Annotated in this window: 15 protein-coding genes and 1 riboswitch; of the genes, 10 read left to right on the top strand and 5 right to left on the bottom strand. The window is 41.4% G+C overall.

Annotated features, from left to right (window positions below; genetic code table 11):
• Positions 1 to 20: 20 nt before the first annotated feature.
• The 4 genes from ACKP2L_RS05835 to ACKP2L_RS05820 all read right to left on the bottom strand — a co-directional run bounded on the left by ACKP2L_RS05835 (position 21) and on the right by ACKP2L_RS05820 (position 2,346).
• The gene (locus tag ACKP2L_RS05835) at positions 21 to 554 is read right to left on the bottom strand and encodes an NUDIX hydrolase (RefSeq protein ID WP_439424929.1); all 534 of its coding nucleotides are present in this window, start codon (positions 552 to 554) and stop codon (positions 21 to 23) included.
• 27 nt (positions 555 to 581) lie between these two features.
• Complete coding sequence (locus tag ACKP2L_RS05830) at positions 582 to 1,061, bottom strand: DUF1836 domain-containing protein (RefSeq protein WP_439424928.1); 480 nt, start codon at positions 1,059 to 1,061, stop codon at positions 582 to 584.
• A 15-nt stretch (positions 1,062 to 1,076) separates the two neighbouring features.
• Entirely contained in the window at positions 1,077 to 1,934 is an 858-nt protein-coding gene (locus ACKP2L_RS05825) for a DegV family protein (RefSeq protein WP_439424927.1), read from the bottom strand.
• 91 nt (positions 1,935 to 2,025) lie between these two features.
• Positions 2,026 to 2,346 (bottom strand): hypothetical protein, encoded by a 321-nt coding sequence (locus tag ACKP2L_RS05820; protein ID WP_439424926.1) that lies wholly within the window; start codon positions 2,344 to 2,346, stop codon positions 2,026 to 2,028.
• 476 nt (positions 2,347 to 2,822) lie between these two features.
• Between ACKP2L_RS05820 and ACKP2L_RS05815 the strand changes: the two genes are divergently transcribed.
• Positions 2,823 to 3,545 (top strand): YebC/PmpR family DNA-binding transcriptional regulator, encoded by a 723-nt coding sequence (locus ACKP2L_RS05815; protein WP_439424925.1) that lies wholly within the window; start codon positions 2,823 to 2,825, stop codon positions 3,543 to 3,545.
• Positions 3,546 to 3,614: 69 nt separating this feature from the next.
• Positions 3,615 to 5,273 carry a formate--tetrahydrofolate ligase gene (locus tag ACKP2L_RS05810; protein WP_439424924.1) on the top strand — a complete coding sequence of 553 codons (1,659 nt, stop codon included), beginning with the start codon at positions 3,615 to 3,617 and terminating at the stop codon, positions 5,271 to 5,273.
• Positions 5,274 to 5,365: 92 nt separating this feature from the next.
• Here ACKP2L_RS05810 and rpmF read toward each other — a convergent pair whose 3' ends face one another.
• Positions 5,366 to 5,545, bottom strand: a complete 180-nt coding sequence (rpmF, locus tag ACKP2L_RS05805) for a 50S ribosomal protein L32 (RefSeq protein ID WP_439424923.1) — start codon at positions 5,543 to 5,545, stop codon at positions 5,366 to 5,368.
• Positions 5,546 to 5,670: 125 nt separating this feature from the next.
• A riboswitch (Lysine riboswitch) is annotated at positions 5,671 to 5,841 on the top strand.
• 57 nt (positions 5,842 to 5,898) lie between these two features.
• Here rpmF and lysA point away from each other — a divergent pair.
• The 8 genes from lysA (at position 5,899) to glyA (ending at position 14,266) form a co-directional block, all read left to right on the top strand.
• Positions 5,899 to 7,182, top strand: coding sequence for a diaminopimelate decarboxylase (lysA, locus tag ACKP2L_RS05800; RefSeq protein ID WP_439424922.1), 1,284 nt, complete (start codon positions 5,899 to 5,901; stop codon positions 7,180 to 7,182).
• A gap of 2 nt (positions 7,183 to 7,184) precedes the next feature.
• Positions 7,185 to 7,898 carry a 2,3,4,5-tetrahydropyridine-2,6-dicarboxylate N-acetyltransferase gene (dapD, locus tag ACKP2L_RS05795; RefSeq protein ID WP_439424921.1) on the top strand — a complete coding sequence of 238 codons (714 nt, stop codon included), beginning with the start codon at positions 7,185 to 7,187 and terminating at the stop codon, positions 7,896 to 7,898.
• Positions 7,898 to 9,046: an N-acetyldiaminopimelate deacetylase gene (locus tag ACKP2L_RS05790; protein ID WP_439424920.1), complete on the top strand. Its 1,149-nt coding sequence runs from the start codon at positions 7,898 to 7,900 to the stop codon at positions 9,044 to 9,046. Before dapD ends, ACKP2L_RS05790 begins: the two co-directional genes overlap by 1 nt.
• Positions 9,043 to 9,921: a 4-hydroxy-tetrahydrodipicolinate synthase gene (dapA, locus tag ACKP2L_RS05785; RefSeq protein ID WP_439424919.1), complete on the top strand. Its 879-nt coding sequence runs from the start codon at positions 9,043 to 9,045 to the stop codon at positions 9,919 to 9,921. The genes ACKP2L_RS05790 and dapA overlap by 4 nt, the downstream gene beginning before the upstream one ends.
• On the top strand, positions 9,918 to 10,679 hold the full coding sequence (dapB, locus tag ACKP2L_RS05780) for a 4-hydroxy-tetrahydrodipicolinate reductase (RefSeq protein WP_439424918.1): 762 nt from the start codon (positions 9,918 to 9,920) through the stop codon (positions 10,677 to 10,679). Before dapA ends, dapB begins: the two co-directional genes overlap by 4 nt.
• Before the next feature lies 1 nt (position 10,680).
• Positions 10,681 to 11,781, top strand: a complete 1,101-nt coding sequence (locus tag ACKP2L_RS05775) for an aspartate-semialdehyde dehydrogenase (protein WP_439424917.1) — start codon at positions 10,681 to 10,683, stop codon at positions 11,779 to 11,781.
• The gene (locus ACKP2L_RS05770) at positions 11,781 to 12,956 is read left to right on the top strand and encodes an aminotransferase class I/II-fold pyridoxal phosphate-dependent enzyme (RefSeq protein WP_439424916.1); all 1,176 of its coding nucleotides are present in this window, start codon (positions 11,781 to 11,783) and stop codon (positions 12,954 to 12,956) included. The genes ACKP2L_RS05775 and ACKP2L_RS05770 overlap by 1 nt, the downstream gene beginning before the upstream one ends.
• Before the next feature lie 65 nt (positions 12,957 to 13,021).
• Positions 13,022 to 14,266, top strand: a complete 1,245-nt coding sequence (glyA, locus tag ACKP2L_RS05765; RefSeq protein ID WP_439424915.1) for a serine hydroxymethyltransferase — start codon at positions 13,022 to 13,024, stop codon at positions 14,264 to 14,266.
• Positions 14,267 to 14,270 lie beyond the last annotated feature (4 nt).

Genomic DNA, 14,270 nt, shown 5'->3' with positions numbered 1-14,270 from the left:
ATTTACTGATAAAGAGAGGGTCAAAAACGATCGTTCATCTTGATTTTTTTAAACGACTCAAGTAATTCCTTATGATTGTTCGTGATGCCGGTTTCCTTCAATTTTGTCTGTGCGTCTTTGAAATTAAATAAATCTACTTTCTGAACCTCGCTTGAAAGCGGATGAATATCTTTGAAATTTAAATCAGTTTGGACAGCGTACCAATCTTCTATCCAATCTTTTTTAAAAATCCGCAGGTAAAAATCGTTTTCTGAAACATTTAAATTTAAATCTAATTCTTCTTTTATTTCCCGCCTAATAGCCTGGCAGCTATTTTCTCCAGCAATCACTGATCCGCCGGCCGATGCCTCCCATTTGCCCGGATGGTTGAGTTTTAGCATCGATCTCTTTTGCAGGAGGATTCGATCGTTTTGATCATAAATAAAAGCAGAGACTGTCAGATGATAAAGGTTTTTTGCGACCTTGTCCGATCTGGTCTGTTTCCCGCAAATATTCATATTGCGGTCGTATAGATCCCATTTCTCCTTTAGGTCATCACTGGTTTTTCTCGGCATGCCTTCCTCCGTTATTTGATTATGTTATCATTTAGTGATTTTTTTAACAGTAGAAATCGCCCTAAAACGAAAGATAACTGCCAAACTGGCTTCGATCTGGACTAACTCGGCATTTGGCCGCGATTTTGATAAAATTTCTTGCATATTTGTAAAATCTTTTTGTTCGTATAGATCGTTGAAAGTTTTTATAAAAAAATCGTAGACTTGCTGACTGGGACCGTGATCAAGCTCTAATTTAAAACCGGATTTTATCATTTCTAAAGAAAAAACACTTTTTAGCAGGGAAACGATGATCGCTCCGGCTAGATGGATCCGACCATATTTTTTGTTGTCCGGCCGCATGATCACCTCAGCTTTCGTATAGTTGTGCATCATCGTTTTGGTGATTTTTTCACCGGTTATCGGGTAAATATACTGATTGGTGATATCCAATAGCTGGTCGAGATAAATATCGAAATTCGGCAGTTGATCCCACTCTGGTAATTTATTGGTCGTTTTTTTTAACATTTCATAAATAATTTATCACTTATCGATGTGAATGCCGATACCGATCAGACCGGGTCCGGTATGGACACCTAAAGCAGGGGAGACATCGCCTTGGTAAATGATTTTATCAGGATAAAGTTTTTTGATTTTATCATAGGTATACTTTAAAAGCTCAGGATTGTCTCCTTGAGCTAAACCGAAACGAAAATCCTGATGCCCCTCAGCGGCTTGGCCGACCAGCTCCAGCATTTTATCAACCGCTTTTTTCTCGCTTCTAACTTTAGCTGCTGTGTAGTAAATGCCTTGAGGATCGCACGAAATGATCGGTTTTATGTGCAGGGCCGAACCGACGATACCAGCTACTCTGCCGATCCTGCCGCCGGCCTTGAGATATTTCAATGTTGGTATGTAGAAAAATATTTTACTGGTTGGAACACTTTTTTCCAATCTTTTTACGATCTCGTCAAAATCAAACCCTTTTTGGATCAGATCATCAGCATAAGCTGCAAAAAGACCGCTGCCGATACCGATGCTTTTACTATCGATCACTGCGATTTCAACACTTTTTTCTTGTTCAGCAGCGATCTTTATTTGATTAAAGGTGACTGAGAGACCGCTGGAAATAGTTATAGCGATTATTTTTTGGTAGCCGGCCTCCTTGAGGTCCCTTATTTTTTCCAGGATATCGCCGCTTTTTGGACTGGAAGTCTTTGGCAAATCATCACCCTTTTTGATACGTTTATAAAATTCTTTAGGCTGAATATCGATCCGGTCGCGCAGAGTTTTGCCATCCCAGTGGATGAGCAAAGGAATTATCCTCACGTATTCTCTTTTATCCAAAAAACTAGGTGCGTCGGAACACGAATCCAACAGCAGGGCGATTTTTTCACTCATTTAATGCTCCATTCTTTTTAAAACCTCATGTAGTTTTAAACACTAGTTATTATAGTTTATAAAACTACGAAATCAATAAATAAAAAATCCCTTAATCGGGATCATTATCATCAGTTTTATTATTAGGCGGGGTAACATCCTTCGGCGGCAAGTCATCGGATCCGTCGACATTATTGAATATATCTGGTCCATCTTCTTGGTTTTCTTGAAAATGGTCAGTACGCCGGCGGTGAAAATAGATCCAAATTGCTGCTGCGATCGCAATAATAAGAAAGAGCCACCAAAAAGTCACAAAAAATATCAAAAGAAAAATGGAAATACCTATTATCGTGATATAAGGGGCATACTCAGCTAAATAATGGCTGGAAAAATAAATTATTAAGATCAAAATGGCAAAGTATACGAGAATCATTAATCACATTATAACTGATAGCAGTGAATATTATTGAACTGCAAAATAAAAAACACCGGCGCAAGGTGTCCTTTATTTTTTACTAATGCAATTACCTCATACAATTATATAGGGAAAGGTTCATTTTGACAATTATTTTGCTTGCAAAAGTTTGTTTTTGCGCTAGAATTGTTTGAGTTGAGATTTTTGTTATGGAAAATAATCAGATCGAAAAAAAAGAATGTAAAGTTTTAGTAGCGATAGTCACCTTGATCGTGATCTTGGCAGCAGTTGCTGTTTTCATCCACCGCTAAAATATTCTTATCGATAACCGAATAATCTATTTTACTCAGTCTTTCTTATATAGTAGTAGGCTGTTTTTTCTTTCCCGATTTTTTTTCGATCAATAGATATTTTTGTATAATACAATTGTCGATAAGCTTGCCTATTTGGGAGAAAAATCGTAAAATTGAATGGTATTTTTGTAAGGAGTAGAAATGTCAGGTCATAGTAAGTGGCACAACATTCAAGGGCGGAAAAACGCCCAAGATGCTAAGCGCGGAAAAATATTTCAAAAAATTAGTCACGACTTATATGTTGCAGCAAAAGACGGCGGCGCCGACCCATCTGCTAATGCCAGTCTTCGGCTTGTAATGGAAAAGGCTAAGGCGGCCAATATGCCCAAAGACAACGTTCAACGGGCTTTGGATAAAGCTACCGGTGCCGGTGACGTTAAGTTCGAAGAAGCTACTTATGAGGGTTATGCCCCCGGCGGTATTGCTGTATTAGTTGAGACATCTACTGATAACATCAACCGGACTGTTTCGGCTGTTAGAAATTCTTTTAACCATCACGGCGGTTCTTTAGGTACAAGCGGTTCGGTTAGTTTTCAATTTGATCGCCGCGGACATTTTGTCATCAGCAGAGAAGATTATCCTGATTTAACGGAAGATCAAGTCATGGATGATGCGATCGAAGCTGGTGCTGAAGATGTACAGACATCTGATGATGCGTTTGAAATCTATTCACAACCAACTGATTTTGCAGCGGTCGAATCGTCTTTGTCCGAAAAAGGCTACAAATTCGAAGAAGCTGAAATCACCATGATCCCGCAAAACCGTGTCGATGTTCCAGAAGAAGATCGCGAGAAATTTGAAAAATTAATCGATGAATTAGAAGATAATGATGATGTTTTAGCTGTTTATACGACAGCGGACTAATTTTTAAAACCTGTTTTGATCAGGTTTTTTATTTTATACTTTTCTTGCCTAAAGAGTTCGGAGGATAATATGAAAACAGACATTGAAATCGCACATAGTGTTAAACCGCTGCCGATCAGCGAGATCGCTAAACGGATCGGCATCTCCGGTTCGCAATTGATTCCTTACGGTCATGATAAAGCCAAGATAGACAGCTCGGCATTTAAAAATAGTCAAAGACTCGGAAAGCTTATTTTGGTGACCTCTATCAATCCAACACCGTCTGGTGAAGGCAAGACCACGGTAACGATCGGTTTAGTCGATGCTATCAACCGGTTAGGGAAATCATCGATCGGAGCTTTACGCGAACCATCAATGGGACCGGTTTTTGGTTTAAAAGGCGGTGCGACCGGCGGCGGATATGCACAAGTTATTCCGATGGAAGATATCAATCTGCATTTTACCGGGGACATTCATGCGATCACTTCAGCACATAACCTGCTGGCAGCTGTTATCGATAATCATCTTCATCAAGGAAATGCCTTAAAGATCGATCCTAATGAAATTTATTGGCGCCGGACTTTGGATATCAATGATCGTTCCTTGAGAAAAATAACTTTGGGTCAGGGCAGAATAAACGGTCCAGTCCGTGATTCTGGATTTGACATCACTGCTAGTTCGGAAATAATGGCCGTTTTGACTCTTTCTAAAGATCTTCAAGATCTTAAAAAGCGGCTTGGCCGTATCGTTATTGGTCTTAATACTGATAAAAAACCAGTCACAGTAGATGATCTAAAGGTTGCCGGCTCGCTGACAGCAATTTTGAAAGATGCTATTAACCCTAACTTGGTCCAATCGCTTGAACATTCTCCCTTTATTATTCATGGCGGTCCGTTTGCTAATATTGCTCAAGGTACTAATTCGGTGATCGCGACCGATCTTGCTCTTAAGCTTTCCGATTATACGGTTACGGAAGCCGGTTTCGGTGCTGATCTCGGGGCTGAAAAGTTCATGGATATCAAAGTTCCTGTATTAGGCAAAGCACCAGACGCGCTTGTGGTCGTAGTAACTATCAAGGCACTAAAATATCACGGCGGTGTTGCTGTTGGCGATTTGTCAAAAAGCGATCCTGAGGCAGTCAAAAAGGGGCTCGCCAATCTTCAGCGGCACCTTGACGCTCTGCAAAATTATGGCAAGCCGATCGTTGTTTCTCTTAATAAATTTTTCGATGACAGCATTGAAGAGATTCGTGAAACCGAAAGTTATGTTGAAGGCCGGAAGATGGCATTTTCGATCGTAACTAGTTACGTTGATGGTTTTGAAGGCTCCTTGGATCTAGCTGAAAAAGTTGTGGCAGCAGCTGATAATCAACATGAATTTTCAAAATTATATCAACAAGATCGATCGATCGAAGAGAAGATCCAAACGATCGTCGAGAAGATTTATGGCGGAAAGGACTTTGAGCTCAGCGATCAAGCTAAGGCAGATCTTCAAGAACTTAAAGATAATGGCTGGGGCGGCCTGCCGGTCGTGATCGCGAAAACTCCTAATAGTTTGACTGACGATGCTAAAATTTATGGCGCGCCGAGTGGATTTACGATTCATATTCGCCGCTTTATTCCTAAGATAGGCGCAGGTTTCATCGTTGCAATGGCTGGGTCGGTTTTGATGATGCCGGGCCTTGGGAAACATCCAGCCGCAGAAAAAATCGATGTTGACGAAAACGGCCGGATAACTGGACTTAGTTAATATAAAAAGCGATCGATCTTGATCGCTTTTTTGTTGCTTTTTAAGCGCATTTAAGCAAAATAAAAAACAGCCGAAGCTGTTTTAATTCTCACTTATTTGCTAGCCTTTTGGATCACCTGACGGCCCTTGTAGAGACCGTTTGGAGATACACGATGTGCAACAGTGTATTCACCGGTTGCTTTATCTAACACGATATTAGGAACGTTCAAAGCAATGTGACCACGACGGTTGCGTTTGTGAGATTTAGAATTTTTATTTGATATAACTGCCATGAGCTGCTCCTTTATTCAATAACTATATTAGTTTCCCAAAAAAAAGGATTAAAGTCAAGTGCTTAGTAAAATTCATTTACAGACTATTTTTGATTCGCTATTTTTTATGATACACTAAATCTATCATCCGTAATAGAGGTCGCAAGCGACAAGAGTAATTCGGTTTTTTATCACTGCTATGATGAATCGAACGAAAGGGGAGTTTGCCGAAATGTCGATGGGAGCAGCTGTCGTGCATTGGTCAGCAGTTTAATAAGCTGCTGACTGTCACAGTGATGTGGAGCGCTAGGACGGACAAACGATTTTGGCGTAGCCCTCGTTTGTTTTCTTAGAGCAAACGGGGGTTTTATTATATGCAGATAAAGAACAATCAATTATATATAGGTAACGTTGCGGCGAGAGACATTGCTGAAAAATTTTCAACACCTCTTTACGTTTACGACGTTCAAGAGATAATCAAAAATATTCGGCAAATTAAAAGTGCTTTCAAAAAAGAAGGGGTATCCTATCAAGTAAGTTATGCCAGCAAAGCTTTGTCGATCGCTGCCGTCTATAAGATTTTAAAGGCTGAGAATATCCACTGCGATGTTGTTTCCGGCGGGGAATTAGCCACTGTTAAAAAAGCCGGTTTTCCTTTAGGATCAGTTGCTTTTAACGGTAACAATAAATCGGAAAGCGAGTTGAAAGAAGCGATCGAAGCCGGTATTGGTACGATCATCGTTGACAATTTCCATGAGATCGATTTATTGAAAAAACTTTATGATCAGGGAATTTTTAAAAGGCAAAAGGTCCTTATACGGATAAGCCCGGGAATTTCAGCACATACTCATAAATTTATTTCAACAGGCCAGCAGGACAGCAAATTCGGTTTTGATCTGAGCAGCGGCCAAGCAAAAAAAGCCTTTGACATGATCAGGGAAACTGATTTTCTTGATCTTCTTGGTCTCCACGCTCATATTGGTTCACAAATATTTGATGTAGCTGCTTATCGCCATTTGGCAGAATTATTCGTTGATCTTTCTGAACAGTGGAATTTTCAACCAAAAGTTTTGGATTTTGGCGGAGGTTTCGGAATTCAATATACGGAAGCCGATGACCCGCTTCCTTACGGCGAATTCATTCATAATATCTGCGACGCATTAAAGAACGCGACAAAGAGAACGGGCTTAAAGATGCCGGAAGTTTGGATCGAGCCGGGAAGATCGATCGTTGGACCTGCTGGATACAGCTTTTATTCGGTCGGTTCTCGTAAAGATATACCTGGTTTGCGTTCTTATTTAGCTGTTGACGGCGGTATGGGCGATAATATACGGCCTGCTTTGTATCAAGCGGATTACCGAGCTGTTTTGGCCAGAGAAGTTAAGTTTGACCCGAAAAACGGCCAGACAGTCGCTTTGGTCGGCAAATATTGCGAAAGCGGGGATGTCTTGATACCTAAGACGAGCCTGCCGCCGACTAAAATCGGCGATCTGGTGGTTCTTTTGGACACGGGTGCTTATGGTTATTCAATGGCATCCAACTATAATCGCAATCCGCGGCCCGGGATCGTTTTTGTAAATGGTTCTCGATCGGATTTGGTCGTAAAACCAGAAACTTACCAAGATATTACACATTTAGATTTGGATTATGAGGTTTAAAGATGACTGAAAACAATGATCAGTTTGATGCAGAAAAAATTATCAAATATATTGCAGAAGCAAAGAAAAAGACTCCGGTAAAGGTTTTTTATCAAGGAAAGATCACTAAAAATATTCCTGAAAACGTTAAAAATTTTCATTCTGAAGCTTTCGGCGTTTTGTTTGGCGATTGGCAGGATATTGGACCTTTACTGGCTGACTTATCTGAAAAAGATTATCAGGTCGAAAATATTTCTCGTAATTCGGCTGTGCCTTTGCTTGATTTAAAAAATATCAAAGCAAGGATAGAACCGGGCGCGCTTATTCGTCAGAGGGTTTCTATCGGTGATAACGCCGTGATCATGATGGGTGCGGTCATCAATATCGGTGCTGTGATCGGCGCGGGAAGTATGATCGATATGAATGCTGTATTAGGCGGCCGGGCGATCGTCGGCAAGCATTCGCATATCGGTGCAGGTGCTGTTTTAGCCGGGGTAGTCGAACCGGCTTCTGCTAAACCGGTGACGATCGGCGATGATGTTTTGATCGGTGCTAATGCAGTTGTCATTGAAGGTGTTTCAGTCGGCGACGGGGCGGTTGTCGCGGCAGGGGCAATAGTGACTAAGGATGTTAAACCGCATACTTTGGTTGCTGGAGTTCCAGCAAAAGTGATTAAAACGATCGATGAGAAAACAGAAAGCAAGACAGCTTTAGTTGATGCCTTAAGAGATCTCTGATGCTTCAAGAAAAAGATTTGATAAATATTAGGCGCCAGCTCCATGCCCATCCCGAAATCGGCATGAAAGAACATTGGACACATGATTTTCTTTTAAAACAGATCGCTGGGTTCGACCAGAAACATTTAACTATTGAAACTCTCAAAGAGGTGCCGACGGCCATTTTATTGCGCATAGACGGCTATGATCCTAAAAGGACCATCGGCTGGAGGACTGATATCGATGCTCTGCCGATAAAAGAACGTACGGGGCTGCCTTTTGCTAGTCAAAATGAAAACGTCATGCATGCTTGCGGTCATGATTTTCATGCTGCGATCGCTATTGCTTTGGCAGATTATTTTACTGAAAATCAACCAAAAGATAACCTGTTGATTTTTTTTCAACCGGCAGAAGAAAATGATTTTGGCGGAAAACGTTTTTACGATGCAGGCGGTTTTAAAGGATCGTTCCGCCCAGATGAATTTTATGCTTTGCATGTCAACCCTAAGTTAGCAACTGGTCAGATCGCCAGCCGCAAGGGGACTTTATTTGCCGGTTCTAATGAACTGCGAGTAAGTTTCATCGGTAAAAGCGGTCATGCGGCCTATCCTCAGCGAGCAAATGATTCGATCGTTGCTGCTGCTAATTTTGTCACCAGCCTGCAAACGGTCGTTTCAAGAAATATCGATCCGATCGAAGGTGGAGTCGTCACGATCGGAAAATTCATTTCGGGCAAAGTTATGAATATAATTTCCGGCCGCAGCGACTTAGAAGGAACCATTCGCAGTTTTACTCAGGACGGCATGAGAGTGATGACCGATCATATCCAAAAAATAGCGGAGGGTGTTGCACATTCATTTGATCAAAAACTAGAATTGAATTTCCGCCAAGGCGGCTACTATCCAGTTGTTAATGACGAAAAAACAGCAAGTTTATTTATTGATCATATGCAAAATGATCCTAACATCGATTTTAAGATCGTTCCGCCAGCAATGATCGCAGAGGATTTTGGTTTTTTGTCAAATACTTTTCAGGGAACTATGTGTTGGCTGGGAGTCGGCGATCCAGATCACGACTTGCATTCTGATGGCCTGAATCCGGATGAGGCTGCTTTGGCAAAGGGATTTTATGCGATCAGATCATTTTTAGAATCGAGGATGGAAAAATGACGAATATTTTATCAGATACTAATTTGATCACGGCGATCATCACACCATTTGATGATGACGGTCATATCAATTTTGATGTTTATCAAAAAATCATCAATGATCAGATCGATGATGGTGTTAAAGGTTTTTTGGCTGCAGGGACTACAGGTGAATCACCAACTTTGACACAGGATGAAAAACTTGAATTGTTTGCTAAAACAGTCCAATTTGTAAACGGCCGAGCGAAAGTGATCGCAAATGTCGGGTCTAACAATACGCAGGAAACGATCGATTTCGCGCAAAAAGCAGGCAAGATAGCTGGTATCGATGCTCTTTTAACAGTTACGCCTTACTACAATAAACCCGATCAAGAGGGGATGATCGCTCATTTTACTGCTATTGCCGACAACAGTCCGCTGCCGATAATCATATATAACATTCCCGGCAGGACTATTTCCGGTTTAACGGTCGAATCGCTTTTGCAGCTTGCCGAAAACAAAAATATCATCGCTGTAAAACAATGTGCTTCTGATTACGATATGTCCGAACTTATCCAAAGAGCACCTAAAGATTTCTTGGTATTCACTGGTGAAGATGGTCAATCATTTCTTAATTATGCTTTAGGCGGCGCTGGAACTATTTCAGTTGTTTCGCACTTTTTTGCAAAAAAGTTCGTTGAGATGTTTGCTGCGCTGGATGCCGGTGATCTAAAAACAGCAGCAGTTGATTTTCGTTTTATAAATCCGCGAGTCAAAGCTTTGTTCAGCCACCCGTCGCCATCGCCGGTCAAGGCAGTTTATGATCATTTGGGAATACCAACCGGCAAACCAAGATTGCCGATCCTGCCGTTGGATAAGGAAGAAACTGATAATATCATTAAGGAGATCGGCTTATGAGATCGATTATTTTAGCAGGTGCTTTTGGCAAGATGGGTCAGCAAATACAGTCCTTGATAAAGGATGATCCGCAAAGCGAGCTGAAAGCTTTATTTACTCATCCTGGTGATAAAGCTGATGCTTACCAAGGCGATATCCCTCTCTTTACTTCTTTGGAGCAGATCCGTGGCAGCTATGATGTTTGGATCGATGTCACAAAACCGGATGCAGTTTTTGATAATTGCTCTTGGGCGATCGAACACGGCATTAGTCCGATCATTGGTACCAGCGGTCTTTCTTTTGATCAAGTAACTAGTTTGCAAAAACTGGCTGAAGATCACTCCGTCGGCGGCATTATTGCACCAAATTTCAGCGTGTCGGCTGTTTTGGCAATGTATTTTTCTAAGATCGCCGGTCGTTTCATGAAAGATGTTTCGATAACCGAGATCCATCATCCGGATAAAGTCGACGCTCCGAGCGGTACCGCTAAAGCTACGGCTCAGTTATTGGCTCAAGCTGGTGCAAAAACCGTTAGTGATTTTGACGATCACGATGGTCAGGAAAATATTATCAATGATGTTAAGATACTTTCCAAACGCAAGGCTGGATACGTTGCTTATCAGTCGGTAGATTTTAAAGGTCAGGGCGAAAGTTTGCAGATCGCCCAAAATAGTTTTGATCGAAAGTCTTTTATGGAAGGTGTGAAAATGGCCCTTTATAAAGTTGATGATCAAAAAAATTTGGTTTTTGGTTTAGAAAAAATAATGGGGCTTGAATAATATGGCAAAAGAATACAATGTGGCTATTTTAGGAGCGACCGGAGCTGTTGGCAGCAGAATGCGCGAACAGTTGGAACAATCTGATATTCCGGTCAAAAATTTAAAGCTGTTAGCGACTGAACGTTCAGCTGGACAGAAAAGATCATTTAGGAACAAGGATTATACAGTTCAAGTCGCTGAACCGGATTCATTTAATGACGTTGATCTTGTTTTGTCTTCTGCCGGCGGTTCAGTTTCAAAAAAGTTGTTGCCGGAAGCAGTTAGAAGAGGAGCTGTAGCTGTTGACAATACTTCTTATTTCAGGATGGATGAAAATGTTCCGCTTGTCGTACCGGAAATCAATGCTGATGTCTTAAAAAATCATAAAGGTATCGTATCTGATCCGAATTGTTCAACGATTCAAATGGTCGTAGCTTTGAAACCTGTTTTTGACAAGTTCGGTCTTGATAGAGTTATTGTTTCCAGTTACCAAGCAGCTTCCGGGGCCGGCCAATCTGCTTGGAACGAATTAGAACAACAAGCACGCGATTATCTTGAAGGCAAGGAGATGAAAGCTTCGATCCTGCCGGTCAAAGGTGATAAGAATCATTATCCGCTGGCTTTCAATCTCTTGCCGCAGATCGACGTTTTTGAAGACGGCGGTTATACCCATGAAGAATGGAAGATGATCCATGAGACTAAAAAAATCTTTTTTAATGACATGAATTCCAGCAAGATAAAAGTTACTGCTACTTCTGTTCGAGTACCTGTTCCGGTCGGTCATGGCGAAACAGTTTATTTTGAGGTCGCTGATAAAAATAAGGCAAGTGTTGAGGGGATACAGTCAGCAATAGCTGCAGGCAAGGGCTTGATTCTTCAAGATGATCCTAAAAATCAGCTTTATCCGCAACCGATCAATGCGGCTGGCAAAAGAGATACTTTTGTTGGCCGCATTCGAGCCGACCAAGAAAATCCCGGATCTTTTTGGATGTGGGTAGTAGCTGACAACCTGCTCAAAGGTGCTGCTTGGAATGCGGTTCAAATTGCCGAAGAATTAGTTAAACGAGACCTAGTTTCGGTGCCTGATCCCGAGGAATCTTATCAATTATTTAGGGAGAAATAATGCCAAGTTTGAAAGAAAATTTAATTAACGTTGTTCGGCCGGATATCAGAAATATCAAAGTCAATCAAATAAGAGCGGTAGATACCGAGTTTAGAAAAATTGATGGTCTTTTGCGCCTAACTTTAGGGGAACCTGATTTTAATCAGCCTGAATTCGTTAAGCAGGCTATGATCGATTCGATCAAGCGCAATGAGTCGCATTACTCGACGGCACGCGGATCTGAGTCTTTTCGTAAATCTGCGACTGATTTTTTGAAACGAAATTATGGATTGGATTATGATCCTGAAACGGAAATATTAACTACGGTCGGTTCAACAGAAGCAATTTTTTCTGCACTTTCAACTATCTTAAAAGCAGGCGACCAATTACTGGTTCCTTCGCCGGCTTACCCGCTATATGGCCAGTTGGCACACATAAATGATGCAGAGGTCGTTTACATACCGACTAATGATTCCGATTTCGTCTTGACACCGGAAAAATTGCAAAAAGCGATCGATGATCATCCTAAAGCAGTCGGTTTAGTGTTGACATATCCTAATAATCCAACAGGAGTAGAATATTCCGAGCAGCAGCTTAAGAATTTAGCGGATATAATCAAAAAAACAGATCTTTTCGTTTTTTCTGATGAAATTTATTCAACACTCAATTACGTTGGCAAGCATACTTCGATCGCTGGCTATTTGCCAGAACAAACGGTCGTTTTGAATGGCGTTTCCAAATCACATGCTATGACTGGAGCCAGAGTCGGCTTTGTTGCGGCACCGAAAGAGTTGATCTCGCAAATCGTTAAGATCCATCAATTTGCCATCACTGCTGCTTCTGATACCTCGATGGCCGGAGCGGCAGCTGCATTGAGTCCAGCTGGTGATAAATCGAATGAAAAAATGCGTCAGACTTACCTAAAACGCCGTAACTACCTTATTCCTGAATTTGAAAAATTAGGGTTTAAAGTCGCTGCTCCGGATGGTGCTTTTTATCTATTTTTGAAGATACCTGCTGATAGAGATCAAGATGATCTTGCTTTTGCTAGGGAATTAGCTTATAAGGCAAAAGTCGGTTTGATCCCAGGATCCTGCTTTGGCCAAGGAGGAGAAGGATACCTGCGTTTGAGTTACGCTGCTTCTGATGAAAATTTGCAAGAAGCAGTTAAACGATTGACAGAATATCTAGCATAAAACCACAAAACAAACATGTCTTTGTTTACAATTACTTTATAAAAGTTTTCCTTGGAGGGATATAAATGAGTGGGAATTTTTTGGATCCAGAATTGGCTGAAGCTGTTGGCTTAGAAGAAAAACGGCAAAATCACAATATTGAGCTGGTCGCTTCTGAGAATTTTGTTTCAAAGGCTGTTCGTCAAGCACAGGGGAGTGTTTTAACTAATAAATATTCAGAGGGTTATCCCGGCCGCCGTTATTATGGTGGAAATGAATATATCGATCAAGTTGAGAATCTTGCGATCGAGAGAGCTAAAGAACTGTTCGGCGTTAGTTATGCTAATGTTCAACCTCATTCTGGTTCGAATGCTAACTTTGAAGCATATATGGCCTTTTTAAAACCAGGTGATCGAATCTTAGGAATGGATCTGGATGCCGGCGGTCATTTAACACATGGGGCTAAAGTCAGCTTTTCAGGAAAATTATTCAATTCTGCTTCTTACAAGCTTGATCCTGATACGGAGCTGCTGGATTACGATGCAATTTTAAAACAAGCGAAGGAATTTAAACCTAATTTGATCGTTTGTGGAGCATCAGCCTATTCACGAACGATAGATTTTCAAGCTTTTCGTGATATTGCAGACGAAGTTGGCGCTTATCTGATGGCTGATATTGCTCATATCGCTGGTTTGGTCGTCAGCGGTCTTCATCCCAGCCCGGTTGGATTGGCTGATGTCATCACTACTACGACACATAAAACCTTGCGCGGACCTCGCGGCGGCATGATCTTGGCAGACGAAAAATACGCTAAGCAAATAAATTCAGCTGTTTTTCCGACTGCGCAAGGCGGACCGCTTGATCACGTCGTCGCTGCTAAGGCGGCTGCTTTCTATGAAGATCTCCAACCTTCTTTTAAAGACTATAGTCGACAAGTGATTAAAAACGCCAAGGCAATGGCTGATGCGTTTTCTAAAGAAGATGACATTCGTGTCGTTTCCGGAGGGACCGACAATCATATGTTTACGCTTGATCTGACAAAAACCGGTTTATCCGGCAAACAAGCTCAGCAGATCCTTGATAGCGTGTCAATAACGCTGAATAGAGAAGCTATTCCAAACGAACAGCGGTCGCCTTTTGTTACTTCCGGAGTTAGGATCGGTACGCCGGCGATGACGACGAAGGGAATGAAAGAAGAAGACTTTGTCAAAGTAGAAAAATTGATCGTTACTGCTCTAAGGGCTCATGATGATCAAGCTGAACTAGCTGATGTTAAAAAACAGGTTTATAACTTAATGGACCATTTTCCATTTGATTCCAATCCGTTTTGATTTG

Origin of the sequence: Oenococcus alcoholitolerans, assembly GCF_051852995.1 — a bacterium.
GTDB classification, from domain to species: Bacteria; Bacillota; Bacilli; order Lactobacillales; family Lactobacillaceae; genus Oenococcus; species Oenococcus alcoholitolerans.
This window is presented reverse-complemented; position numbering and strand designations above follow the sequence as displayed.